The organism is Microbacterium sp. CCNWLW41 (genome assembly GCF_037083505.1).
This window is the reverse complement of the sequence record NZ_JBAOJP010000001.1, coordinates 551487-575220: the sequence shown is the minus strand read 5'-3', so window position 1 is coordinate 575220 and position 23734 is coordinate 551487. Positions and strand designations below refer to the sequence as shown.

Annotated in this window: 21 protein-coding genes and 3 tRNA genes; 13 read left to right on the top strand and 11 right to left on the bottom strand. The window is 71.3% G+C overall.

Translation table 11 applies throughout. The features are described from left to right. Positions 1 to 30 precede the first annotated feature (30 nt). On the top strand, positions 31 to 2661 hold the full coding sequence (gyrA, locus tag V6R91_RS02480; RefSeq protein ID WP_336394004.1) for a DNA gyrase subunit A: 2631 nt from the start codon (positions 31 to 33) through the stop codon (positions 2659 to 2661). Next, a complete protein-coding gene (locus V6R91_RS02475) occupies positions 2658 to 3062 on the top strand; it encodes a DUF3566 domain-containing protein (protein ID WP_336394003.1) in 405 nt (134 codons plus the stop codon). Before gyrA ends, V6R91_RS02475 begins: the two co-directional genes overlap by 4 nt. A gap of 56 nt (positions 3063 to 3118) precedes the next feature. Here the strand turns inward: V6R91_RS02475 and V6R91_RS02470 are convergent, their stop codons facing one another. Further along, complete coding sequence (locus V6R91_RS02470) at positions 3119 to 3844, bottom strand: VIT1/CCC1 transporter family protein (RefSeq protein ID WP_378879315.1); 726 nt, start codon at positions 3842 to 3844, stop codon at positions 3119 to 3121. 73 nt (positions 3845 to 3917) lie between these two features. On the opposite strand from V6R91_RS02470, the gene V6R91_RS02465 reads away from it, so the two are divergent. The 3 genes from V6R91_RS02465 (at position 3918) to V6R91_RS02455 (ending at position 4599) form a co-directional block, all read left to right on the top strand. Continuing rightward, positions 3918 to 3991 (top strand) — tRNA-Ile (locus tag V6R91_RS02465). 11 nt (positions 3992 to 4002) lie between these two features. Beyond that, positions 4003 to 4075 (top strand) — tRNA-Ala (locus tag V6R91_RS02460). Positions 4076 to 4158: 83 nt separating this feature from the next. Then, a complete protein-coding gene (locus V6R91_RS02455; protein ID WP_336394001.1) occupies positions 4159 to 4599 on the top strand; it encodes an NUDIX hydrolase in 441 nt (146 codons plus the stop codon). 52 nt (positions 4600 to 4651) lie between these two features. Here V6R91_RS02455 and V6R91_RS02450 read toward each other — a convergent pair whose 3' ends face one another. Continuing rightward, a complete protein-coding gene (locus tag V6R91_RS02450; RefSeq protein ID WP_336394000.1) occupies positions 4652 to 5149 on the bottom strand; it encodes an aminoacyl-tRNA deacylase in 498 nt (165 codons plus the stop codon). After that, positions 5142 to 5657, bottom strand: coding sequence for a DNA helicase (locus V6R91_RS02445; RefSeq protein WP_336393999.1), 516 nt, complete (start codon positions 5655 to 5657; stop codon positions 5142 to 5144). Before V6R91_RS02445 ends, V6R91_RS02450 begins: the two co-directional genes overlap by 8 nt. A gap of 93 nt (positions 5658 to 5750) precedes the next feature. Between V6R91_RS02445 and V6R91_RS02440 the strand changes: the two genes are divergently transcribed. Beyond that, complete coding sequence (locus tag V6R91_RS02440) at positions 5751 to 6323, top strand: peptidylprolyl isomerase (RefSeq protein WP_336393998.1); 573 nt, start codon at positions 5751 to 5753, stop codon at positions 6321 to 6323. Positions 6324 to 6332: 9 nt separating this feature from the next. Further along, on the top strand, positions 6333 to 7226 hold the full coding sequence (locus V6R91_RS02435) for a rhomboid family intramembrane serine protease (protein ID WP_336393997.1): 894 nt from the start codon (positions 6333 to 6335) through the stop codon (positions 7224 to 7226). A 182-nt stretch (positions 7227 to 7408) separates the two neighbouring features. On the opposite strand, the gene V6R91_RS02430 is transcribed toward V6R91_RS02435, so the two are convergent. Further along, a complete protein-coding gene (locus tag V6R91_RS02430) occupies positions 7409 to 7648 on the bottom strand; it encodes a cell division protein CrgA (protein ID WP_336393996.1) in 240 nt (79 codons plus the stop codon). 55 nt (positions 7649 to 7703) lie between these two features. Here V6R91_RS02430 and V6R91_RS02425 point away from each other — a divergent pair, with 55 nt between their 5' ends. From V6R91_RS02425 to V6R91_RS02415, 3 genes are read left to right on the top strand one after another with little or no spacing between them, the layout of a single operon-like run. Further along, entirely contained in the window at positions 7704 to 8507 is an 804-nt protein-coding gene (locus V6R91_RS02425; protein WP_336393995.1) for a class E sortase, read from the top strand. After that, positions 8507 to 8692: a hypothetical protein gene (locus V6R91_RS02420; protein WP_336395025.1), complete on the top strand. Its 186-nt coding sequence runs from the start codon at positions 8507 to 8509 to the stop codon at positions 8690 to 8692. The genes V6R91_RS02425 and V6R91_RS02420 overlap by 1 nt, the downstream gene beginning before the upstream one ends. Before the next feature lie 8 nt (positions 8693 to 8700). Next, positions 8701 to 9351 carry an anthranilate synthase component II gene (locus tag V6R91_RS02415; protein WP_378880215.1) on the top strand — a complete coding sequence of 217 codons (651 nt, stop codon included), beginning with the start codon at positions 8701 to 8703 and terminating at the stop codon, positions 9349 to 9351. Positions 9352 to 9375: 24 nt separating this feature from the next. Here the strand turns inward: V6R91_RS02415 and pknB are convergent, their stop codons facing one another. The 7 genes from pknB to V6R91_RS02380 form a co-directional block, all read right to left on the bottom strand. Further along, entirely contained in the window at positions 9376 to 11070 is a 1695-nt protein-coding gene (pknB, locus tag V6R91_RS02410; protein ID WP_336393993.1) for a Stk1 family PASTA domain-containing Ser/Thr kinase, read from the bottom strand. Between the two features lie 90 nt (positions 11071 to 11160). After that, positions 11161 to 12885 (bottom strand): serine/threonine-protein kinase, encoded by a 1725-nt coding sequence (locus V6R91_RS02405; protein ID WP_336393992.1) that lies wholly within the window; start codon positions 12883 to 12885, stop codon positions 11161 to 11163. Further along, positions 12882 to 14342 carry a peptidoglycan D,D-transpeptidase FtsI family protein gene (locus tag V6R91_RS02400; protein ID WP_336393991.1) on the bottom strand — a complete coding sequence of 487 codons (1461 nt, stop codon included), beginning with the start codon at positions 14340 to 14342 and terminating at the stop codon, positions 12882 to 12884. The genes V6R91_RS02405 and V6R91_RS02400 overlap by 4 nt, the downstream gene beginning before the upstream one ends. Position 14343: 1 nt before the next feature. Then, positions 14344 to 15738, bottom strand: a complete 1395-nt coding sequence (locus V6R91_RS02395; RefSeq protein ID WP_336393990.1) for an FtsW/RodA/SpoVE family cell cycle protein — start codon at positions 15736 to 15738, stop codon at positions 14344 to 14346. Beyond that, a complete protein-coding gene (locus V6R91_RS02390) occupies positions 15735 to 16973 on the bottom strand; it encodes a PP2C family protein-serine/threonine phosphatase (RefSeq protein WP_336393989.1) in 1239 nt (412 codons plus the stop codon). Before V6R91_RS02390 ends, V6R91_RS02395 begins: the two co-directional genes overlap by 4 nt. An 18-nt stretch (positions 16974 to 16991) precedes the next feature. Then, a complete protein-coding gene (locus V6R91_RS02385; RefSeq protein ID WP_336393988.1) occupies positions 16992 to 17531 on the bottom strand; it encodes an FHA domain-containing protein FhaB/FipA in 540 nt (179 codons plus the stop codon). Continuing rightward, positions 17528 to 18286, bottom strand: coding sequence for a DUF3662 and FHA domain-containing protein (locus V6R91_RS02380; RefSeq protein WP_336393987.1), 759 nt, complete (start codon positions 18284 to 18286; stop codon positions 17528 to 17530). Before V6R91_RS02380 ends, V6R91_RS02385 begins: the two co-directional genes overlap by 4 nt. Positions 18287 to 18441: 155 nt before the next feature. Between V6R91_RS02380 and V6R91_RS02375 the strand changes: the two genes are divergently transcribed. The 3 genes from V6R91_RS02375 to V6R91_RS02365 all read left to right on the top strand — a co-directional run bounded on the left by V6R91_RS02375 (position 18442) and on the right by V6R91_RS02365 (position 23730). Then, positions 18442 to 18525 (top strand) — tRNA-Leu (locus tag V6R91_RS02375). Positions 18526 to 18679: 154 nt separating this feature from the next. Then, entirely contained in the window at positions 18680 to 21049 is a 2370-nt protein-coding gene (locus V6R91_RS02370) for an FtsX-like permease family protein (protein ID WP_336393986.1), read from the top strand. Further along, on the top strand, positions 21046 to 23730 hold the full coding sequence (locus V6R91_RS02365) for an FtsX-like permease family protein (RefSeq protein WP_336393985.1): 2685 nt from the start codon (positions 21046 to 21048) through the stop codon (positions 23728 to 23730). The genes V6R91_RS02370 and V6R91_RS02365 overlap by 4 nt, the downstream gene beginning before the upstream one ends. Positions 23731 to 23734 lie beyond the last annotated feature (4 nt).

Here is a 23734-nt window from a genome sequence, read left to right as displayed (position 1 = left end):
ACCGGTTCACGGAGAACACGAAAGACACACATGGCAGACGAAGAGCGTCCCGACCCGAACGCCGAACACGAGCACGGCCGTATCGACCAGGTCGACCTGCAGCTGGAGATGCAGCGCAGCTACCTCGACTACGCGATGGCGGTCATCATCGGCCGCGCGCTGCCCGACGTGCGCGACGGCCTCAAGCCCGTGCACCGGCGCGTCCTGTACGGCATGTACGACGGCGGCTTCCGCCCCGACAAGTCGTTCTCGAAGTGCGCGCGCGTCGTCGGCGAGGTGATGGGCCAGTACCACCCGCACGGCGACACGGCGATCTACGACGCGCTCGTACGCCTCGTGCAGCCATGGTCGATGCGCTACCCGCTGGCCCAGGGCCAGGGCAACTTCGGCTCGCCCGGCAACATGGGCGCTGCGGCCCCGCGGTACACCGAGACGAAGATGGCTCAGCTCGCGCTCGAGATGGTGCGCGACATCGAAGAAGAGACCGTCGACTTCCAGGACAACTACGACGGCCAGACCCAGGAGCCGTCCGTCCTGCCGGCGCGCTTCCCCAACCTGCTGGTCAACGGCTCGGTCGGCATCGCGGTCGGCATGGCGACCAACATCCCGCCGCACAATCTCCGCGAGGTGTCGGCGGGTGCGCTGTGGGCGCTGGACAACCCGGAGGCCAAGCGCGAGGAGCTGCTCGAGGCGCTCATGGAGCGCATCCCCGGCCCCGACTTCCCGACGGGTGCGCAGATCCTCGGCACGAAGGGCATCCGCGAGGCCTACCGCACCGGGCGCGGCTCGATCACCATGCGTGCGGTCGTCTCCATCGAGGAGATCCAGGGTCGCACCTGCCTCGTCATCACCGAGCTGCCGTACCAGGTCAACCCCGACAACCTCGCGGTGAAGATCGGCGATCTGGCCCGCGAGGGCAAGATCACCGGGATCGCCGACATCCGCGATGAGACCAGTGACCGCACCGGGCAGCGCCTCGTGGTGGTGCTCAAGCGGGATGCCGTCGCGAAGGTCGTGCTGAACAACCTGTACAAGCACACGCAGCTGCAGGAGAACTTCGGCGCGAACATGCTCGCGATCGTCGACGGCGTGCCGCGTACTCTCCCGCTCGACGGCTTCGTGTCGTACTGGATCGAGCACCAGATCGACGTCATCGTGCGTCGCACGACCTACCGGCTCCGCGAGGCCGAGAAGCGCATGCACATCCTGCGCGGCTACCTCAAGGCGCTCGACGCCCTCGACGAGGTCATCGCGCTCATCCGCCGGTCGCCGACCGTGGACGACGCGCGCGAGGGACTGAAGTCGCTGCTGGAGATCGACGACATCCAGGCCGACGCGATCCTGCAGATGCAGCTGCGCCGCCTGGCAGCCCTCGAGCGTCAGAAGATCGTCGACGAGGCGACCGACCTCGAGGCGAAGATCGCCGATCTCAACGACATCCTCGTCAAGCCGGCGCGCCAGCGCTCGATCGTGCGCGACGAGCTGACCAGCATCGTGGAGAAGTTCGGCGACGAGCGCCGCACCCACATCCTGCCCGGCTACGACGGCGACATGTCGGTGGAGGACCTCATCCCCGAAGAGGAGATGGTGGTCACCGTCACGCGCGACGGCTACATCAAGCGCACTCGCAGCGACAACTACCGGTCGCAGCACCGCGGCGGCAAGGGCGTCAAGGGCGCCCAGTTGCGCGCCGACGACGTCGTCGAGCACTTCTTCGTCACGACGACCCACCACTGGCTGCTGTTCTTCACGAACAAGGGTCGCGTGTACCGGTCGAAGGCGTACGAGGTGCCGGAGGCCGGTCGCGACGCGAAGGGCCAGCACGTCGCCAACCTCCTCGCGCTGCAGCCCGACGAGGAGATCGCGCAGATCCTCGACATCCGCGACTACTCGGTGGCGACCTACCTCGTGCTCGCGACCCGCAACGGCCTGGTGAAGAAGACGCGCCTCAGCGAGTACGACACCAACCGCCAGGGCGGCATCATCGCGATCAGGCTCCGCGGTCAGGTGCCCGACGAGACCGGCGACGCCGACGCGGGTCCCGACGACGAGGTCGTCAGCGCGCTGCTGGTCGACGAGGGCGACGACATCCTCCTCATCAGCCGGCACGGCATGTCGCTGCGCTTCTCCGCCACCGACTCGGCGCTGCGGCCCATGGGCCGCTCGACCTCGGGCGTGAAGGGCATGGACTTCCGGGCGGGCGACAGCCTGCTGTCGGCATCAGTCGCCAGCGACGAGGGATTCGTCTTCGTGGTCACCGAGGGCGGCTACGCGAAGCGGACCTCGGTCGACCAGTATCGGGTGCAGAACCGGGGCGGACTGGGCATCAAGGTGGCCAAGCTGAGCGAGGATCGCGGCGATCTCGCGGGCGGTCTCATCGTCTCGGAGGACGACGAGGTCTTGGTGGTTCTTGCCAGCGGCAAGGTGGTACGCTCTGCCGTGGCCGAGGTCCCCGCCAAGGGTCGAGACACGATGGGAGTCGTGTTCGCCCGCTCCGACGAAGCCGATCGCATCCTCGCGATCGCACGCAACGGCGAACGGGGCCTGGCCGAAGAACCAGACGACGCAGCCGCCGACGGCGCCGAAGAGGCCCCGTCACCCGAGGTCCCCGCCGGGACGGATGCCTCGCCCGAGACCCCCGAAGAGAGCACCGACTCATGAGCACAGTAGCCGACAAGCTCGCCAAGAAATCCAGCCACAAGACGAGCGCCAAGCAGGTCCGCCTGCGCCTGGTGTACATCGACTTCTGGTCGGCCGTGAAGCTGTCCTTCCTCGCCGCCATCGCGATCGCCGTGGTCACCGTCGTGGCGTTCGTGATGGTGTTCCTGGTGGTGCAGACCACCGGCCTCATCGCGAAGGCGGACGAGTTCTTCTCGAGCTTCTCCGACGGCAGCATCCTGCTGTCGCACTTCGTGAGCTTCCCCCAGGTGCTGGCCTTCTCGGCCGTCGTGGCGATCCTCAACCTCGTCGTCGTCACCGTCCTCGGCGCCGTCATCGCGGGCATCTACAACCTCGCGGTCAAGGTGACCGGCGGCCTGCTGGTCGGGTTCACCTCCAACTGACCGTAACGTCCGAGCGCCGGCATCCGATTCGGGTGCCGGCGCTTCGCGTTGGCGGGTCAGACGACGGCCGTGCCCAGCATCGTGCCGATGATCCACGTCACCGCGAGCGCCAGCGCGCCGCCGATGACGAGCCGGGCGGCCGCGCGCAGGCGCGGCGCACCGCCCAGGACCGCCGACAGCGTGCCCGTGGCGGCGAGGGCGAGCAGCACCGCGACGAAGGTCACGGGCACCCGCCATTCCGGCGGCGGAAGCAGGATCGCCAAGAGCGGCAGCAGAGCGCCGAGCGTGAATGCGATCGCCGACGAGATCGCGGCGTGCCACGGGTTGGCGAGGTCCTCCTGGTCGATGTGCAGCTCGACCTCCAGGTGTGCCGACAGCGCGTCGTGCGCGGTGAGCTCCTCGGCGACCTGGCGGGCGGTCGCGTCCGAGAGGCCGCGGGCCCGGTACAGCCCGGTCAGCTCGTCCAGCTCGGCCTCGGGCATGTCGCGCAGCTCACCGCGCTCCTTGGCGATGAGGGCGCGCTCGGAGTCCCGTTGACTGCTGACCGACACATACTCGCCGAGCGCCATCGAGATCGCGCCGCCGACGAGCCCGGCGATGCCGGCGGTGAAGAGAGCGCCGGTGTCGGTGGTCGCGCCGGCGACGCCGACGACGAGCGCCGCGACCGAGACGATGCCGTCATTGGCGCCGAGGACGCCCGCGCGCAACCAGTTCAGTCGCTGCCCCACTCCTGCGCCGTGGGGCTCGTCCGGGTGCGCGTTCGTGGTCACGGCACCAGTCAACCAGCCCGATTCGTGAAATCGCCATCCGTCGGGTAAAGTCTTGGAGGTTGCGGGGCGCAAGCGCCGCGACGACGGGGCTATAGCTCAGGCGGTTAGAGCGCTTCACTGATAATGAAGAGGTCCCAGGTTCAAGTCCTGGTAGCCCCACCGTAAGCCCCGGGGCCTTAGCTCAGTTGGTAGAGCGCCTGCTTTGCAAGCAGGATGTCAGGAGTTCGAATCTCCTAGGCTCCACAGAAGATGCACCTCCACACGAAGCCGGTCCCGACCAGGGCCGGCTTCTCGTTCTCACGACCGCCCCGCGGTTAGGGTGAATCATGGACCTCCGCGTCGCTGCCTACGCGGTGATCGTCGATGACGATGACCGGATCCTGCTCGCCCACTGGAACGAAGGGCGCCGGTCAGCGTGGACGATGCCGGGCGGCGGGCTGGAGCCCGGCGAGGACCCCGAGCGGGCGGCGCGCCGCGAGGTGCGGGAGGAGACCGGCTACCGGGTCGCGATCGAGCGACTTCTCGGCATCCACTCCCGCGTCATCCCGCCGGGGCGGCGGCTGACGCCGCAGGCCGAGGCACCGCTGCATACCCTCCGCATCGTCTACCGCGCCCGTGTCACCGGCGGACGCCTGCGCCACGAGCAGGACGGCTCGACCGACCGGGCGGAGTGGTTCCCCCTCTCGGATGTCAAAGGGCTCCAGCGCGTGAAGCTCGTTGACATCGCGATCGAGATGGCCGGCATCGAACTGCCCCGGAAACGCTGAGGCCCGGCGGGGGACGCGGCCGCCCGGTCGAGCGGCGCGGCGCTTCGAGCCGTCAGTCGATCGGCTGCGAGATGTCGGCGACCGTGGCCCCGTACGCGGCGATGAGATCGTCGGCGTCCACGAACATGCTGTAACCGTGCGCGCCGGCGCCCATCGCGATGCGCTCACCCACGATCGCGCTGTCGGCGTAGACCGGCCAGTCGTGCGTGCTGCCGAGCGGCACGATGGTGCCGCGCTCGTAGCCGGTCGCGGCCAGGGCGCGCGCCGGGTCGGGCAACTGGAGCTTGTTCACCCCCACGACGGCGCGCAGCTTCGGCCACGAGATCGCGCGGTCCCCCGGGATCAGCGCGAACAGGAACGTGTCGTCGCTGCGCTTGACCACGAGCGTCTTCACGATCCCCGACGGCGGGATGCCGAGGATGGCTGCCGCCTCCGGGAGGCTGTTCGCCGCGGGGCGTTCGCGGATCTCGATCGCCAGACCGCGCGCGGCAGCGGCCGCGCGGACGCGGTCGGTGCCGGTGGAACTCTCGTCGGTCGCGGACTCAGGCATCCGGCGCGCGCAGCGGGTCGTCCGCGACCCACAGCTCGTCGTCGGCACGCAGCGTCTGCCATGCCGCGTACAGCACACCGACAGCCGCGGCGACGCCCAGGACGATGGCGATCCAGCCGCCGGCGCCGATGCCCTTCTTGACGGGCTCGGGAGCCGCCTTGCGGAACGATGCCTTGAGATCGAGGCCGCGCCCGCCCGCCAGACGCTCGCGCGTGTCGTTCGCGGCATCCCACACCGACATCGCAGAGCCCATGACGGCACCGGCGGCGGGGATGATCGTGCTGTTGACGACCTTCTTGCCCTTGTCGACATACGGCGCGGCGTAGCGGTCGTAGTTGGCCTGGACCTGCGGCTTGACCTGCTCGCGACCGTAGTTGCCGAGCTGGCGGCTGGCCTCGCGGGCCATGGATGCCGCCTCTCCGACCAGGACCTGCTGCGTCTCCCACAGGTTGCTGGCCTGCTTCTGCAGCTTCACGAGTTCCTTCTTGCGCTTGCGGCTGAGGCTCACGGTGCCCTCCCTTTGGGGATGTCGGTCTCCTTCATCTTGCCAGACCTCCGCCCGGACGGCAGGGGTTGCAGGGAACTCTGAGACAATGTATGAATGCCGCTTCACACCGCAGTCGCAACGATCCACACCAACCACGGCGACATCGTCGTCAACCTGTTCGGCGACCACGCGCCGCGCACGGTGCAGAACTTCATCGGCCTGTCCGACGGCTCGCAGGCGTGGACGCACCCCGCGACGGGCAAGCCCGGCGAGGGCCCCCTGTACAAGGACGTCATCTTCCACCGCATCATCTCGGGCTTCATGATCCAGGGCGGCGACCCGCTGGGTCAGGGCGTCGGCGGTCCCGGCTACAACTTCAACGACGAGATCAACGGCGAGCTCACCTTCACCGCGCCGTACAAGCTCGCCATGGCCAACGCCGGTCTTCGCCGCAACGCCATCACCGGCCAGCCCGAGGGCACCAACGGCTCGCAGTTCTTCATCACGGTTCCCGGTCAGGGCGGCCGCGGCCCGGAGTGGCTGCAGGGCAAGCACACGATCTTCGGCGAGGTCGCCGACGACGCGTCGAAGGCCGTCGTCGACGCCATCAGCGAGGTCCCGACCGCTGCCGGCGACCGTCCGGTGGAGCCCGTCGTAATCGAGTCGATCGACGTCGCCACGGTCTGACCGCAGCGCGTGACCACCGACGACCTCAGCCGCAACCGCGAGAACTTCTGCTACCGGCACCCCGATCGCCAGAGCTTCGTGCTCTGTCAGCGGTGCCTGCGCACGATCTGTCCGGAGTGCCAGACCACCGCCGCCGTCGGCGTGATCTGCCCGGAGTGCCTGCGCGACCAGCAGAAGGCGCAGTCCCCTGCGCAGCGCAAGGCCGAGCGTCGGTGGTCTCGCCCGCGGGCGCTGTCGGCGTCTGCCGGGCAGCCGGTCGTCACCTACACGATCATCGCGCTGACCGCGTTCGTCTTCCTGCTGTCGCTGATCCCCGGCGGCGTCGGCGACGCGGTGCAGGGCGCGCTCCTCTACTGGGCCCCCGCGCTCTACCCGCAGTTCAACGGTGAATTCCAGCCGTGGCGGCTCGTCACCGTCTCGCTCGTGCACTCCGGGTTCTGGCACGTCGGCCTCAACATGCTGGCGCTGTGGATGATCGGCCGCAGCCTCGAGCCGCTGCTCGGTCGCTGGCGATTCCTCACCCTCTATGTCCTCAGCACGCTCGGCGGCTCCGTGGCGGTCACGCTGCTGTCATTCACGACACCCGTGGTCGGGGCATCCGGAGCGATCTTCGGCTTGTTCGGCGCGCTGCTGGTGATCGGCCGCCACATCGGCGCGAACATCGCGGGGATCGCGATCGTGCTGGGCGTCAACCTGGTCATCGGGTTCATCCCCGGCTTCAACGTCTCGTGGCAGGCGCACATCGGCGGCCTTCTGGTGGGCCTGCTCGTGGCGTTCATCTTCACGCGCACGCGTGCGGTGCGTCAGCGCGGCCTGCAGATCGGCCTGCTCGTCGTCGTCGGCGCAGGACTCGTGGCACTGCTGTTCGTGCCCGTCGTCTTCCCCTCGCTGATCCTCCTGTAGCCTGCCCGTTCGAGCGGCCGGGTGGACTTATCCACAGGTTCATCCACAGGTGGGGAGAATCACACCTGTGTAATTCACACCTGTTAACAGGGTTGCTAACAACCGTCGGATGCCACGACGGACGGCATCGGCACACGGAAAAGCCCCGGTCATCAGAGACCGGGGCTTCTGCTGGCGACGCGCTAGCGCCAGCGTGTCGTCATGAGGAAGCCGATGAAGGCGATGCCGAAGCCGATCACCAGGTTCCACGCACCGATGCCGGGAATGGGCCACGCCATTCCGCTCAGGTAGAACACGAGGATCCACACGAGACCGATGAGCATCAGTCCGATCATGATCGGCTTGAACCACACCGGGTTGGGTGCGGCTTCGCCTTCTGCGCGCTCGACGAGCGGGTCGTCGTCTTTGCCGGGTCGTGCCATGCAGAGAAGTCTAGCCTGGCCGTCGGTGTGAACCCGTGCGTGCGAGAATCCCCCTGTGGATGAAGCGGTGGCACCCTCCGGCCGCGTCGCGGGGACGAGTGCGCGCCCGGCGCGGCGCCCGTCGGTCGTGGGCGTCATCGGCGAGCTCCTCATCACCGCGGGCGTCATCGTGCTGCTCTACGTCGTGTGGCAGCTGTGGGTCGGCGACATGATCTACGGTGCCGAGCGCAACGCCACGGGCTCCTCGCTGTCGCAGGAGTGGGCGAAGGAGGGGGGCGTGCCCGCACCGCCGGCCCCCGCTGCGACCGATGAGACTGACGAGCCCGCCTCCGAACCCGCCGGCCCCGTCACGGCCGCTCCCCCGGTCCTCGCCGAACCCGCCGACGCCGAGACCTTCGCGGTCATGCGCATCCCGCGGTTCGGTGACGACTATGCGGTGCCGGTCGCCGGCGGCGTGACGCGGGCGCGCACGCTGGACCCCATCGGGATCGGACACTACCCGGGCACGTCGATGCCCGGCCAGCCGGGGAACTTCGCCGTCGCCGCACACCGGACGACGTGGGGCAAGCCGTTCAACCGCATCGCCGAGCTCCGCCTGGGCGACGCCATCGTCGTCGAGACGCCCGAGGGGTGGTTCACCTACCGATTCCGCACCCTCCAGTACGTGACGCCGAGCGAGGTGGAGGTGCTGCTGCCGGTGCCGCAGGCGGCGGACGTCCCCGCCGGTACTGCATACATCACCCTCACCAGCTGCAGCCCCATGTTCGCGATGACCGAGCGCATCGTCGCGTATGGGGTGTTCGAATCGTTCACGCCGCGCACGGCCGGCGAGCCGGCGTCCCTGCAGGCGGTGGCGTGATGTACGCGGCGCTGTGGCATGTGCTTCCCGGCCCCTGGTGGGTGCGGGTGCTGATCCTCGTGGTGCTCGTCGCCGCGGCGCTGTACGGACTCCTCTTCCACGTCTTTCCGTGGGTGAGCCAGTTCGTCAACCCGCAGGAGGTCACCGTCGCCCTCGCCGGCGTCGCGGACGGGCGGAGGTCATGACCTCGGCGATGCCGGCGGCGCCGGTCCTGGTCGTCGACAACCACGACAGCTTCGTCCACACCCTCATCGGGTACCTGCACGAGCTCGGTGCCGAGACCGACCTCGTCGAGGCGGACCGCATCGCCGACCCCGCGCGCGACATCGCCGGGCGCCCCGGGGTCCTGGTGTCGCCCGGCCCGGGGACCCCGGCCGACGCGGGGGCGTCGATCGACGTGGTCCGCGCCGCGGCGGAGGCCGGCATTCCTCTCCTCGGCGTGTGCCTGGGACACCAGGCCATCGGCGAGGCCTTCGGCGCGCGGGTCGATCACGCCCCCGAGCTCATGCACGGCATCACGTCGCAGGTCCATCACGACGGCTCCGCGCTCTACGCCGGACTCGTCGATCCCTTCACCGCGACCAGGTACCACTCCCTCGCCATCGTGCCCGAGACGGTCCCGGACGACCTCGTCGTGACCAGCCGCACCGACAGCGGCGTCATCATGGGGATCGCCCACCGGACCGCTCCCGTCCTCGGTGTGCAGTTCCACCCCGAGAGCGTGCTCACCGACGGCGGGTACCGGCTGCTGGGCAACTGGCTCGCCTCCGTCGGATACGCGGATGCCGCGACCCGCGGCGCGGCGCTGAGCCCGCGACGGGGCGCGCGCGGCCAGGGCGCGTAGGCGCGTCCGGCGTCGGGCCTCCCGCTACGACCCCGAGCAGTACGTGAGGGTGATCTCGGATCGCACGGGCACGTCGCCCGGCGGGAGGGACTGGGACTGGACGGTCGCCGGATCGGCGCCCGGGCAATTCGGGTCCTCGGCCGGGATGACCGTGAGTCCCGCCGATTCCAGCTCGCGCGTCGCCGCATCCAGCGTGTACCCGCGCACATCGTCGATCGCGACGCGTCCTGAGGCGACGACGAGGTTCACCGTGGTGCCCTGCGGAACGCTCGCCGCGTCCGCCGGATCGCTCGAGATGACGGTGCCCGCCGTGAGACCGGCGTCGTTCTGCGTCGTGATCGTGCCGAGCACCAGACCGGCGTCGGTGAGGGCCGCGATCGCGGCATCCTGCGCCAGCCCCGTCAGCGTGGGCACGGTCGCCATCTCCTGGCCGCTGGAGACGTACACCCGCACCTGCTGCTCGGGCTCGACCGACGTGCCGGCCTCGGGATCGGTGCGGATGACGTTGCCCTCGGGGACGGCCGTGTTCTCCTCGTCGACGCGGAACGCCAGCAGATCGCTCTCGGCGAGCTCCTCGTTGGCCCTCTCGTAGGTCATCCCCTCGACGTTCGGCACGACCCGCACGTTCGCGGGCATGTCGTCGCCCGGCTGGATCGAGAGCACCCAGAACAGCAGCGAGATGAGCAGCACCGCGAGCAGCCCGACGCCCGCCCAGATCCACGCGACCGGCGGGCCGGCCTGGGTGCGCTTCATCGTGGTGTCGGTGCTGAGCTGACGCAGCGACCGGGCGGTCTCGGCCGCCTGACGCGGGTTGGGACCGTACAGCTCGCTGGTGAGCGCGCCGACCTGGCGCTTGGACGGCTCGCGGCCGTCGACCGTCGCGTCCAGCGCCTCCCGGAAGCGGGCGGCGTCCTGGTAGCGCTGGAACGGGTCCTTCGCGAGCGCCCGGAGCGCGACGGTGTCGAGGGCGCGCGGGACGGTCTCGTTGACCTCCGAGGGCGGCACCGGCGCCTCGCTGACGTGCTGATACGCCACGGCGACCGGCGACTCGCCGCGGAAGGGCTGGCGGCCGGTGAGCAGCTCGTACAGCACCACGCCGGTGGAGTACACGTCGGCGCGAGCGTCGACGGGCTCCCCCTTGGCCTGCTCCGGCGAGAAGTAGGCGGCGGTCCCGAGGATCTGGGTGGTCTCGGCCACCGTGGACGAGCCGTCCGACACCGCGCGCGCGATGCCGAAGTCCATGACCTTCACCTGGCCGGCGTCGGTCACCATCACATTGCCCGGCTTGATGTCGCGATGGATGACACCCGCGCGGTGCGAGTACTCGAGAGCCTCGAGGATGCCGTCGACGTAGCGGACGGCATCCGTCACCGGAACCGGGCCGGAGGAGATGATCTCTTTGAGCAGGCGCCCCTTGACGAGCTCCATCACGATGAACGGAACCGGGCGCAGCGTGCCGTCGGGCGTGGTGAGGGAGTCCTCGCCGGCGTCGTAGACGCGCACGATCGTCGGGTGGGCCATGCGGGAGGCCGCCTGCGCCTCGAGGCGGAACCGGGTGCGGAAGGCGTTGTCGTCGGCCAGCTCGCGATCCAGGACCTTGATCGCGACCTCGCGGCCCAGCGTCAGGTCGTACCCACGGTAGACACTGGCCATTCCGCCGCGGCCGATGGGCTCGTCGATGCGATAGCGCCCCGAAAGCACACGCGGCTCAGCTGTCACGGTCACTCCCTGCCTGGAACACAAGCCAGACTATCCGAGCGAGAGCGGGTCACGCGGCCGACCGGACCCGCTCCCCGGACTCACTCAGGCTCAGCCGTCGCCCAGCACGTCCGTCGGCTCGGGTGTCGGAGTCGCGGCCTCGATGAGCACCGTCGCCTCGCCGGACTCGCCCGAGGTGCGGTTGCCCGCCGACCCGCCGCTGCACGTCACGTTGTAGGTGACGATGACCGTCTGCCCGGCGGCGTCGCCCGCGGTGACCGTCGCGTTGCGGGCGTTCTGCGGGAAGTTCGGGCCGTTCGCGATGGAGCCGTTCTGCACCGTGAAGGTGTACGCGCTCACCGATCCGGTGCCCGGCGGGCAGCTGTAGCCCTCCCACATGACCGTCAGGTCGCCCCCGGGCTCCACCGTCTGCGGCGAGCCCTGGAACGTGGGCGCGGTGGGCGTGGGCATCGGAGTCTGGCCGGCATACACCGTCAGCTCGATGACCGTGCCCAGCTGGACGTTGCCCGTCGGGCTGACGTCGTAGACCTTGCCCTCGCTCGGCTGATCGGGAGCGGCGTTCCCCTCGGCGCACGTCGCACCCAGGCCCAAGCCGTCCAGCGCGGCGGAGGCCGTGGCGCAGTCCGAGCCGATGTAGTCCGCCGCGACGACGTTCGCCGTGGTCGGCGTCGGGGTCGGCGTGTTCGTCGGGGTCGGGGTGGCCGACGGCGAGCTGCGCGTCGGTTCGGGGGTCGGCGTGTCCTGGTTGGCGATGACCGCCCAGATCGTGCCGGCCAGCACGAGCAGCAGCAGCGCGATGAGCGCGATCAGCGGCCACGTCCACGGGCTGCGCTTCTTCTTCTCGGCCGGCTCGTCGGTCACGACCTCTTCGACCGGGGTCGCCAGGATGCGCGTCGCCGCGCCGGCGTCGGCCCCGGCACCCAGGAGCTGCGTCGTCGCATCGGCCGCGACGGCTCCGCCCGCGATGGCGGGCACGGCCGCGGCCGCGGCGGCCACGTCTCCGCGCCGCAGCGCGGTCGCGGCGCGCGCCACGGCGGCGGCGGACGCGGGCCGGTCCTCCGGCTTCTTGGCGATCATCGCCATGACGAGGTTCTGCACGGGGGCGGCGACCGTGGCCGGAAGCGGCGGCGGCTGCTCGTTGATCTGCGCCATGGCGATCGCCACCTGGGACTCACCGGTGAAGGGACGCTTCCCGGCGAGGCTCTCGTACGCGACGATGCCCAGCGAGTAGATGTCGGTGGCCGGCGAGGCCGGGTGACCGGAGGCCTGCTCGGGCGACAGGTACTGGACGGTGCCCATCACCTGGCCCGTCGCGGTGAGCGGCACCTGGTCGGCGATGCGTGCGATGCCGAAGTCGGTGATCTTGACGCGCCCGTCCGGCGTGATGAGCAGGTTGCCGGGCTTGATGTCGCGGTGCACGAGCCCCGCGGCGTGCGCGGCCTGCAGGGCGGCGGAGGTCTGCGCGACGACATCCAGGGTCTTGTCGGTCGAGAGCGACACGTCGCGCTCGAGGATCGTCGACAGCGCCTCGCCGGGAACGAGCTCCATGACCAGGAACGCGCTGCCGTTCTCCTCGCCGTAGTCGAACACGCTCGCTATGCCCTCGTGGTTGACCAGCGCGGCATGCCGGGCCTCGGCGCGGAAGCGCTCCAGGAACCCGGGATCGCCCATGTACTCGTCTTTGAGGATCTTGATTGCGACCGTGCGTCCGATGACGTGGTCTGTCGCCTCCCAGACCTCGCCCATGCCGCCGATCGCTATGCGCGAGTCGAGTTCGTAGCGGCCGCCGAAGGTCACGCCCTGCGTCGGTCTCATCGTCCCAGCACCGCCTCCATGACCTTCTTCGCGATAGGAGCGGCGATGGTGTTGCCGCTGCCCGATTGCCCTTGCCCGCCGCCGTCTTCCACGACGACGGCGACGGCGACTTCCGGGCTCTGCGCGGGTGCGAACCCGGTGAACCACAGCGTGTATGGTTCGCCGGTTCCGTTCTCCGCGGTACCGGTCTTACCGGCCACGTCGACTCCGTCTATTCTTGCACCCGACGCAGCGCCGTCACTGACATTGGCGACCATCATGGCGACCAGCTCCTCTGCGAGATCGGCGTCGAGAGCCCGCCCGAATTCGGTGTCTTCGAATGTCTGCTGGACCGAGAGATCCGGTCCGATCACGCGGTCGACCATGCGGGGGTTCATGACGATCCCGCCGTTGGCGATGCCCGCCGACACCATCGCGATCTGCAGGGGAGTCGCGGTCACCTGGCCCTGACCGAAGCCGCTCAGCGCCGTCTGGGCGTCGTCCTGGATCGTGCGCGGGTAGCCCGACGGCGTCGAGACGAGCGGGATCTCCACCGGGACGTTGAAGCCGTACTTCTCCGCCTCCTCGCGGATCGCGGTGTCGCCGAGCTCGACCGCGAGCTCCGCGAACGGGATGTTGCAGCTGAGCCGGAGGGCGTCCGCGAGAGACACCGTCTCACCGGGACCGCACGTCCCGCCGCTGGCGTTGTGCACCACGCTGCTGGACTGCGGCAGCTGGTACGTCGCCGGGTTCGGCAGCTGCGAGTCCGGCGTGTACTCGCCGGAGGCCAGCGCGGCCGACGCCGTCACCAGCTTGAAGGTCGAGCCCGGCGGGTTCAGGTCGCCCGCGATGGCGCGATTGGACAGGGGCATGCCGGGGTCGGCGACGAGCTCGTCGTAGGTCGCGTTCACCTGTTCGGTGTCGTGCGAGGCCAGCACGTTGGTGTCGTAGCTCGGGCTCGTCACGAGTGCGAGCACGCGGCCGGTCGACGGCTCGATCGCGATCACGCCGCCCTGCAGGTCGCCGAGCGCCTCGAAGGCCGCGCGCTGCACGTCGGCATCCAGCGACAGCACGACGTTCGACCCGCGGGGCGGCTGTCCGGTGAAGATGCGCTCCAGGCGGGAGAGGAACTGCGAGCCCGCGGTGCCGCTGAGCTGCTGGTTCATCGCCTGCTCGATGCCGGTGGCCGAGTTGAGCGCCGGGTTGATGTAGCCGGTGACCGGCGCCCACATGGCGGCGTCGGTGTACACCCGCTGCCAGCTGTAGAGGTCGTCGGATGCCACGGACGAGGCGATCGCCGAGCCGCTCGCGATGATCGACCCGCGCTGCACCTCGTACGAGTCGTACAGCGCGCGGCGGTTCTCGGGGTTCGCGCCGAGCTCGTCGGACTGGATCACCTGGATCCAGCTCGTGGACGCGAAGAGGGCGAGGAACATGAGCAGCATCAGGATGCTGAGGCGACGGAGTTCTTTCGTCATGTCAGCCGATCACCACCCGCGGACGGCTGCGCACCGCGTCCGAGATGCGCAGCAGCAGCGCGACGATGATCCAGTTCGCCACGAGCGACGACCCGCCCGCCGCGAGGAACGGCGTGGTGAGGCCGGTGAGCGGGATGAGGCGCGTGACCCCGCCGACCATGATGAACACCTGCAGCGCGATGGTGAACGACAGCCCGGTCGCCAGCAGCTTGCCGAAGTCGTCCTGGCCGGCCAGTCCGATGCGGATGCCGCGGCTGGTGAACACCATGTAGAGGCACAGGATGGCGAAGACGCCGATGAGGCCGAGCTCCTCGCCGAGCGCCGGGAGGATGTAGTCGCTCTCGGCGACGGGTGTCAGGTACGGCCTTCCCTGACCGAGTCCCGTGCCGATGAGACCGCCGTTGGCCATGCCGAACAGGCCGTTCACCAGCTGGTAGCTGGAGTTGTCCATCAGCTCGGGGTTGAACGCGTCCAGCCAGTTGCGGAAGCGCCCCTGCACGTATGGCAGCACCTGCGACGCCAGGGCCGCCCCGGCGGCGGCCAGCAGCACGCCGATGAGCACCCAGCTCGTCTTGCCCGTCGCGACGTAGAGCATCGCGACGAACATCCCGAAGATGAGCAGGCCCGTGCCGAGGTCGCGCTGCATGACGATGATGCCGAGCGAGACGAGCCAGATCACCAGCAGCGGTCCGAGCTCGCGCGCCCGCGGCCACGTGATGCCGAGGAAGCGGGTGCCCGTCGAGGTCAGGCTCTCCCTGGTGCGCACCAGGTATCCGGCGAAGAAGATGCCCAGCGCGATCTTGGCCAGCTCGCCCGGCTGGAACGAGAAGAACCCGAGCGAGACCCACACGTCGGCGTTGGCGTCCGTTCCGAGGCCCGGGATGATCGGCAGGATGAGCAGCAGGATGCCGACGAAGCCGAAGATGTAGGTGTACCGGAACAGCACCCGGTAGTTGCGCAGGAACATCACCACGAGGATCGCCGCCACCAGCGCGATCGCCGCCCACGCCAGCTGCCTCGTGGAGTACGCGTTCCAGCCGTGGCGGTCCCAGTGCAGGTCGAGTCGGTAGATCATCGCGAGTCCGAGACCCGTGAGGATGGTCGCGATCGGCACGACGAAGGGATCCGCGGCGCGGGCGCGCAGGCGCAGCAGGATGTGCAGCGCGATGACCAGCGCGGTCAGCCCGCCGCAGTAGACGAGGAAGGTCCAGTCGATCGCGCCGAGCGCACCGAGCTGGACGAGGGCCACCGCCGAGCCGTTGATGAGGAAGGCGAACACCAGCAGCGCCAGCTCGCGGTTGCGCTGCGTCTGTGGCACGCGCAGGCGGCGCAGCGCGCGGATCACCGCGGTGTCGGCCGCGACCGGATCCGCGGGCGTGCTCGTGGACGCGCTCATCCGGCTCCTCCCGCCAAGTCGCTGATGTCGGCGACGATACGGCGCGCATCTGAGAGGGAGCTCGCCGAGATCGTGCCCTCCACGGTCGCTCGCGCGAAGTCCGAGAGATCGTCCAGCGGGATGCCGGTGTCCTCGTACGGCGTCGACAGCGAGATGGGTCCGATGTTCTGCTGAACGCCCTGATAGATGACCACGGTGTCCTCGTCGGCGCCGACGAAGTACCGGGTCTGCGTCCACTGGTAGCCGATCCACGCGGCCCCGGCGAGCAGGGCGAGCACGAGCGCGACGCCCGTGATCCAGCCGATTCGGCGGCGGCGGGCACGGCGCCGGTCCTCCTCGATGAGCTCCTCGAGGAACTCGGCCGCCGGCTCGAAGTGCGTCGGCTCGTTGGCCGCCTGGCGGTTCGGGTGCAGCCAGCTCGACCGCCGCGGGGCGGCCGCGGGCACCTCGACGCCGACCGGGTTGGACGCGGAGCCGACGATCGTGGGGGTGCCGGAGAAGAGCGGATGCTGCCCGCCGACGTCGACGAGCACGATCGTGACGTTGTCGGGGGCGCCCCCGTCGAGGGCCTGCTTCAGCAGGGTGTCGGCCGTCCGGCCGGGGGCCAGGCCGAGGCTGAGGGCCTTGGCGGTGTGCGGGTCGTCGACGACGCCCGACAGCCCGTCGGAGCACAGCAGCCAGCGGTCGCCCGGCTGCGTCGGCATGATGAAGGTGTCGAGCTCCGGGTCGGCGTCCATGTCGCCCAGCACCCGCATCAGCACGGAGCGGCGCGGGTGGTAGCGGGCCTCTTCCGGCGTGATGCGTCCCGAATCGACGAGGCGCTGCACGAACGTGTGGTCGGTCGTGATCTGCGTCAGGGCGCCGTCGCGGTAGAGGTAGATGCGCGAGTCGCCGATGTGGGCGATCACGGCGTAGTCGTCCACCATGATGAGCGCGCTCACGGTCGTGCCCATGCCGGCGAGCTCGGGCCGGACGTTCACGGTGTCGATGAGGTCGACGGCGGCGTCGGCGATGGCATCCCGGAGCGCCCGTTCGGCCTCGGCCGTCGAGTCGTACGGCCGGTCGAGGGCCTCGAGCCGCGCGATCGCGAGGCTGGAGGCGACATCGCCGCCCGCATGCCCGCCCATGCCGTCGGCGACCACGAACAGGTTGGAGCCGGCATAGCCGGAGTCCTGATTGTTGGAGCGCACCTTGCCGGTGTGCGAGATGGCGGCGCTCGAGCCCTGGAAGACCATGTGCGAGGAGTCCGCCCGCTACTTCCGCAGCTCGAACGTCGTCGCACCGACCTTGATCGGAGCGCCGAGGTTCACGGGGACCGGGGCGGTCACGCGCGCGCCGTCGTGCCAGGTGCCGTTCGTCGAGTCGAGGTCCTGGATCATCCACTGGTCGCCCCACAGCACCAGACGCGCGTGGTGGCTGGACGTGTAGTCGTCGCGCACGACGAGCCCCGACTCGCTCGACCGGCCGATCGTGAGCGGCTCGTTGCCCAGGGGCAGCTCGAGCCCCGTCTTCGGCCCGCTCGTGATCACGATGCGCGCCGCGGTCGAGGTGGTCGCCGGTCCGCGCGGCGTCGGCGGGAGCGGTGGGGGGGCCTGTCCGACGGCCGACGTCGCGGCCGAGGCCGAGGCGGCGGGCGCTGCGGCCGGCCCGGCTGCAGCGGCTGCGGCATCCGGCATCCGCCTGACCTTCACGCCGAACAGGTCGGCGCGCAGCGAGTAGACCACGCCGAAGACGAACGCCCACAGCAGGACCAGGAAGCCGATGCGCAGCAGGAGCAGGGTGAGCTCGCTCATGCCAGCGGCCCCCTCTCCCGCGCGTCGTACGGCGGCGCGTCGAAGACGCGGGTGGCGTCCTCGGCGGGCGCGGCGGGGCGTGGGGCGGCGGCCTGCGCGACCACGCGGAAGACGATGTCGGTGCGGCCGATGCGCACCGTCGAGTCCGGCGCGAGCGCGCCCTCGGTCACCTTGCGGCCATCGAGCATCGTGCCGTTGGTCGAGTTCAGGTCGCGGACCATCGCGCGCTCGCCGTCCCACAGGATCTCGACGTGCTTGCGGCTCGTGCCGGAGTCGGCGACGGTGATGTCGGCGTCGCTCCCGCGTCCGATCACCGTCCGCGACTTGGTCAGCGGGATGCGGCGGCCCTCGACGTCGAGCACGCCGCGCCATGCCACCCGTCCGCCCTGCGCGGCGGTCGACTCCACCCGCAGCGTGCCGGTGGATAGCTGGTCGTCGCGCCGCAGCGAGATCGAGACGGGTCCGGCGAAGGAGTAGCCCTGCGCCTTGGCGTGCTTGTGCACGAGCGTGTCGAGCTCGTGCGTGAGCGCGTCGCCGAGGTTCGACATGCGGTCGTCGTCGGCCGGCGAGAGCAACACCGTGAAGGTGTTCGGCGCGAGGATGCGATCCCGGCTGACCACCGCGGCTTTCTTGTCGAGCTCGCTGCGCAGGGCCGATGCGATCTCGACGGGCTGGATGCCGCTGCGGAAGGTCTTGGCGAACGCGCTGTTCACGGCGCGTTCGAGACCTTTCTCGAAGCTGTCAAGTAGTCCCACGGAGCTCCTCTTGAGGGGGGTGCCGGTTGCTACATGCTAGTTGCACAGCCTGTACCCGTCGTGGATCGCCCACGCGACCAGGCGAGTTCGGACCCGGCGGCGACGCATGATATCCTCGGGAAGTTGAGTTTCGCGGGATCTGGATCCCGCGGCTCGCGCGAGTGGCGGAATAGGCAGACGCGCTGGCTTCAGGTGCCAGTGCCCGAAAGGGCGTGGGGGTTCAACTCCCCCCTCGCGCACAGCAGGCCCGTGAGGTCCCGGAAGGGGCCCCACGGGCCTTTGCGTTTCTCGGCCGCGCCGGGAGGGCCCGCCCGATCGCGGCTCGCCGCCCGCGTCGGTTAGGTTCGGAGGCAACCCACGTCAGCGCCAGACGAACCGCGGAGGACCGAGCCCATGCCCGATCGCCGCGCCGTCTCCTCCGTGCGGCTGCTCGCGGCCCGTGGTCGTGCGCGCGCCGGGCTGCTCGTGAGCGCCGCGGCTGCCGTCGCTGTCGCGGTCGCCACGGTGTGCCTGCTGCCGGCGACGCTCGCCCGCGCGGTCGCCGCGGCGGGAACGCCCGCGCCTCCCGGAGTCGAGCCCGACGTCGTCGCCGCACAGGTCGCGGAGGGCGCCGCCGCCCTCGCCTCCGCCGTTCCCGCTCTGGTGATCCTGGTCGCGCTCCTCGCCGGCACCGCCGTCGCGCAGCTGGCCCGCCTCGTCGCCACGGCGCGGGAGCAGGAGACGGCGGCCATCCGTGCGCGTGGCCTCTCCGGCGCGCAGGGGTGGACCGCCGACGCTGCCGAGGGCGCGTCGATCGCCGTCGCCGGTGCGCTCATGGGCGTCGTCCTCGCCGCCGCGGCCGCCGCGGTCACCGGTTCCGGTCCGGCGGACGTCTTGCTGCAGTGGCCGTGGGCGACGGCTCTCGCCGTCGCGCTCGTGGCCGTGTTCACGGTCGCCCTGCGCCGAGGCGAGCGGCGTCGCGCCACCGCTCGCGCCGCGGGTGCGACGACAGGCGCCTTCGTGGTCGTGGTGCTGCTGGCCGCGGCGCTGGTCGTGTGGCAGCTGCCGCAGGGCCGCGGCGCCGGGTTCGACCCGATCGTCGCCGTCGCTCCCGCCGTCCTGCTGCTGGCGGGAGCGATCCTGGCGCTGGCCGTCTTCGGCGCCGGTGCGGCCGCATGGACCGGAGCCGCCGCGGGGATCCCGTTGCTCGAGCCCGCATACCCGGCCCGGCAGGTCGCCCGCCGCCTTCCGGTGTACGCGGTGGCCGTGCTGCTGGTCGTGCTCGCGGTCTCGCTGACGGTGTTCGCGTCCGCCTACTCCGCGACCTGGCGCGCGATGACGTCGGACTCGTCGGCGCTGCGCGCCGGCGCCGACCTGCGCGTGGACACCTCCCCGCAGTCCGTGTCGCCCGGCGACGTCGCCGCCGCCGCCGAAGTGGAGGGGGTGGATGCCGCGGCCCCCGCGCTGACGGCCCTCCTCGAGGTCGGCGAGACCACCGCCCCGCTGGTGGCGGTGCCCCTTCCCGCGGTCGGACCCGTCGTCGCCGCGGCCGGCGGTCTGGTCGACAAGGCCGCCCTGGCCGCCGCGGCGACGGTGCCCGACGCCGTGGCCGCGCAGCCGCTGCCACTGGGCGAGGCCGCGCGCGGCATCCGGGTCCGCGCGCTGCTCTCGGGCCCCGCGTCCCTCCCCTCGGTCACGGTCTTCGCGGTCTTCATCGACGACACCGGAGCGCCGGCTGCGGTCGCCCTCGACGAGACCGGCCTGCAGCCGGCGACGGACGGCACGGTGGTGCTCACCGCCGAGGCGTCGCTGCCGCCCGGCACCGCGCCGTGGCGACTGCTCGCACTGGCTGCCGGCACCGGCCCGACGTTCGCCGACCGCACGGTGACGGTCGAGCTCACGCAGGTCGAGGCGCTCGGGGGTTCGGCGCTGGACGCCGCGGGAGAGGTGACGCTGGGTGACGGTTCGCGGGACGCCGTCGTGTGGCTGGCCGACGGTGGCGTGCTGGCGAGCGGCGGCGATGCGCCGCCCCTCGCGGCCGTGGTCACGACGGCGTTCGCGGCCCGGCTCGGCCTGGTCGAGGGCGATGCGTTCGAGTTCCGCTACGACGGCACCGGTCGGCGCGGGGGCGCCGTGGTGTCCGCCATCGTGTCGGCGGTCCCCGGCGCGACGAGCCCGGTCGCCGTGTTCGCCCCGCTCGAGAACCTCCTGGTCTCGCAGCTGCAGCGCGGCACCTCCATCGTGCCGCCGAACTCGGTGTGGGCGTCGGGTGCGCCATCCGTCCACGAGTACAGCGCCGTCCTGGGCGATCGGCCCGTCGCCACGGCCGCTCCCGGCACCGCCGCCGCCCTCGTGGGCGCGCTCATCCCCGCGTGGTGGATCGCCACGGCGGGGGCCGCAGTGCTCGCGCTGGTCGCGGCGTTCGCGATCGTCCAGACCCTCGCGCTCGCGCGCCGCCGCGAGCTGGGCGTGCTGCGCGCCCTCGGGGTGACGCCGCGACGCCAGGGCGCGATGCGCGCGGCCGAGCTGGGCGGCGTGCTGGGCGCGGCTCTCCTGCTGGGGGTCCCGGCCGGACTGCTCGCCTCGTGGCTGGTCGTTCCGGGGATCGTGCGCGCCGTGACGCCCGGCGTCCTGCCGCTGCCGACCGGCGTCACGCTGGCCTGGCCGCCGCTCCTGCTCGGGCTGGCCCTGCTTCTTCTGGGCCTTGCGGCGATCGTCGCGCTCGCCGCAGCCGGCGCGGTGCGGGATGCGCGCACGGCCACGGTCGGCGAGGAGGCGCGATGAGCCGCCGCGTCTCGACGCGCGCCCTGGTGGCGCACCACCTGCGTTCGCATGCGGGAGGCGGCGCGATCCTCGGCCTGCTCGTGCTGGTGCTGTCGCTGCTCGCGACGGCCGCGCCGCTCGCGCTCGCTCAGCTCGGCGACGCCACTGTGCGCGACCGGATCGACACGCTGTCGCCGACCGTGCGGGACGTCGTCTCCACCACGCCGGGGCTGCCGCAGATCGGCGGGGATGGACTGTCCCTCGAGACCGACGAGGTCTGGGCGCCCTTCCTCGGCGAGCTCGAGCGCGTGCGCTCCACCGCCGATCGGCCGCTGCCGGCCGTGCTCGGCGCTCCCGTCGCGATCGCGCGCACGGCCCCCGCGCCCCTCGCCGAGGATCCGAGGACGCGTCAGCTCTCCGTCGCCTACTCGCCGGGTTTCTCGGAGCGCGTGACCGTCGTGGAGGGTCGACTGCCGGAGCCCTCGGCGGGCGAGGGCGCGAGCATCGAGATCGTGCTCTCCGTCGACACGGCCGCCGAGATGGAGTGGCCCGTCGGCGAGGCGCGCACGATCGGCGGGCCGGCGCAAGAGCCGATCCGTTTCCACCTGGTCGGAGCCTTCGAGCCGGTCGATGAGGGCGACGACTTCTGGCAGCACGCGACCTCGGTGCGCGAGCCGAACATCTTCGACGACGGCAATGCGCCGCGGCTGGTCACCGGCACCGGATTCGCACACCCGGCGGCGCTCGCCGACGCGTACCGCTTCTCGACGGCCCAGACGACGGACGCCTGGTTCCCGGCCGACGTCGCGGCCATCGCCGCCGACGACGCCGAGCAGGCCGCCGCCGCCCTCCGCAGGCTCACCTCCGTCTCGCAGGTGATCGGCACGACGGCCGGTGGCCCCGGCATCCTGGGGGTGCGTTTCGAAGCGGAGATGACGGCCGAGCTCGAGTCGGCGCTCGCGCAGCAGGACGCCACCGTGGGCGTCATCGCCATGCTGGTCGCGGGACCGGCGGGAGTGGCCGCGGCGGTGCTGGTGCTGGCATGCCGGCTCATCCTCGAGGGCCGGCGGTCCAGCATGCGGCTGCTGTCGGCGCGCGGCGCCTCCACCGCACAGCTGCGGCGCCTCGTGGGCACCGAGGCGGTGCTGTGGGGCACGATCCCAGCGCTGCTGGGCGCAGCGGCGGCGCTCCTCGTCGGCGTGCTGGTGGGCATCACTCCCACTCCGGCTGCGCTCGTGCCCGTCCTCCTCCTCGGCCTCGCGCCGATCGGGATCCTCGCCGTCCTGGCTCCGTCGGCCGCCGAACGACCCCTTCGCGCCGATCTCGGTCGCCGCGGCTCGCGATTGCGCGGCATCACCGAGGGCGCCGTCGTCGTCCTCGCTCTGCTCGCGCTCACCCTCCTGTTCGTGCGCGGCTACTCGGACGGCGTCGACGTGCTCCTCGCGGCGACCCCGCTCCTCCTCGCGCTGGTGGCGTGCCTGGTGACGCTCCGGCTCTACCCGATCCCCCTGCGGGCGGTGTTCCGCCGTGCGCGCGCCGGCGCGGAGCTCGACGGCTTCCTCGGGTCGGCCCGCGCGCTGCGCGAGCCTTCCATCGGGCTCACGCCGGTGCTCGCGCTCGTGGTCGGCGTCTCGGTCGCCGTCTCCAGCGGCATCCTGCTCTCGGCCCTCCAGACCGGCGTCGCCGACGCCTCGCGTGCGCGGATCGGCGCCGACATGCGCGTCGCGGGGTTCGTGTTCACGCAGGAGCAGCGCGAGCGCGTCTCCGGCGTCGACGGGGTCGCCGCCGTGGCGTGGCTCTCCGGCGGGGAGCCGGCGCGGCTCGACATCGACGGTGTGGACGAGAGCACCGTCGTCTTCGTCGCCGACACGGCGACGCTGCGCGAGGTGCAGGGCGACGGACCGGGGATGCTGCCGCCCGGCGTCACGCCGCGCCCCGGCGCGGAGCCCCTGCCGCTCGTCGCCTCGGCGGCTGCCGCGCAGGAGATCGGCAGTCCGGACGACCTGCTCCTGGACGGCGTGGCGGCCGAGGTCGTGGGTGTGACACGCGGGCCCGTCCCCATCGGCGCGCGTGAGGACTGGGTGCTGATCGACTCGACCGCCGCGGAGGCCGTGCTCGGCAGCGTCTCCAGTGCCCGCACCCTGCTCCTCACGCTCGATGCCGAGGCCGACGCCGATGCCGTCGCAGAGGGCGTGCGGACCGTACTGGGGCAGGGGGTCCGCATCGACACCGTCTCTCAGGTCGCCGGCGGCATCGAGTCGGGACCGGCGGTGCAGGGCGTGCGGGCGGCGCTGCTCATCGCGACCGGGACCGCGGCGCTGCTCAGCGCGCTGGCCATCGTCATGACGCTGGCGCTCGCCGCAGCGCCGCGGGCACGACTGCTCGCCCTGCTGCGCACCCTCGGCGCGCGGCCCCGCTCTGCGACATCGCTCGCGCTGTGGGAGATCGGTCCGCCGGCTGTCGCCGCGATCATCGCGGGAACCGTCTTCGGCGCGGTGGTGCCCGTCGTGGTCATGGCCGCCGTCGACCTGCGGCCGTTCACGGGGTCGTCCGTGGCGCCCGCGTATGCTCTGGACCCGGGCATCCTGGCGCTGACCCTCGGGGGCTTCGTCGTCGCCGCGGTTCTGCTCACCGCGCTGGCTCTCGTCGTGTCGCGGCGCGTCGGCGCGGCGGGCGCGCTGCGCACTGTGGAGGAAGGATAGGGCG

Excerpts from the sequence above, each read along its gene's own strand:
- gyrA (WP_336394004.1), top strand. The coding sequence starts at position 31 with ATGGCAGACGAAGAGCGTCCCGACCCGAACGCCGAACACGAGCACGGC.
- V6R91_RS02475 (WP_336394003.1), top strand. The coding sequence starts at position 2,658 with ATGAGCACAGTAGCCGACAAGCTCGCCAAGAAATCCAGCCACAAGACG.
- V6R91_RS02455 (WP_336394001.1), top strand. The coding sequence starts at position 4,159 with ATGGACCTCCGCGTCGCTGCCTACGCGGTGATCGTCGATGACGATGAC.
- V6R91_RS02450 (WP_336394000.1), bottom strand. The coding sequence starts at position 5,149 with ATGCCTGAGTCCGCGACCGACGAGAGTTCCACCGGCACCGACCGCGTC.
- V6R91_RS02440 (WP_336393998.1), top strand. The coding sequence starts at position 5,751 with ATGCCGCTTCACACCGCAGTCGCAACGATCCACACCAACCACGGCGAC.
- V6R91_RS02430 (WP_336393996.1), bottom strand. The coding sequence starts at position 7,648 with ATGGCACGACCCGGCAAAGACGACGACCCGCTCGTCGAGCGCGCAGAA.
- V6R91_RS02420 (WP_336395025.1), top strand. The coding sequence starts at position 8,507 with ATGTACGCGGCGCTGTGGCATGTGCTTCCCGGCCCCTGGTGGGTGCGG.
- V6R91_RS02415 (WP_378880215.1), top strand. The coding sequence starts at position 8,701 with ATGCCGGCGGCGCCGGTCCTGGTCGTCGACAACCACGACAGCTTCGTC.
- V6R91_RS02405 (WP_336393992.1), bottom strand. The coding sequence starts at position 12,885 with ATGAGACCGACGCAGGGCGTGACCTTCGGCGGCCGCTACGAACTCGAC.
- V6R91_RS02400 (WP_336393991.1), bottom strand. The coding sequence starts at position 14,342 with ATGACGAAAGAACTCCGTCGCCTCAGCATCCTGATGCTGCTCATGTTC.
- V6R91_RS02395 (WP_336393990.1), bottom strand. The coding sequence starts at position 15,738 with ATGAGCGCGTCCACGAGCACGCCCGCGGATCCGGTCGCGGCCGACACC.
- V6R91_RS02390 (WP_336393989.1), bottom strand. The coding sequence starts at position 16,973 with ATGGTCTTCCAGGGCTCGAGCGCCGCCATCTCGCACACCGGCAAGGTG.
- V6R91_RS02385 (WP_336393988.1), bottom strand. The coding sequence starts at position 17,531 with ATGAGCGAGCTCACCCTGCTCCTGCTGCGCATCGGCTTCCTGGTCCTG.
- V6R91_RS02370 (WP_336393986.1), top strand. The coding sequence starts at position 18,680 with ATGCCCGATCGCCGCGCCGTCTCCTCCGTGCGGCTGCTCGCGGCCCGT.
- V6R91_RS02365 (WP_336393985.1), top strand. The coding sequence starts at position 21,046 with ATGAGCCGCCGCGTCTCGACGCGCGCCCTGGTGGCGCACCACCTGCGT.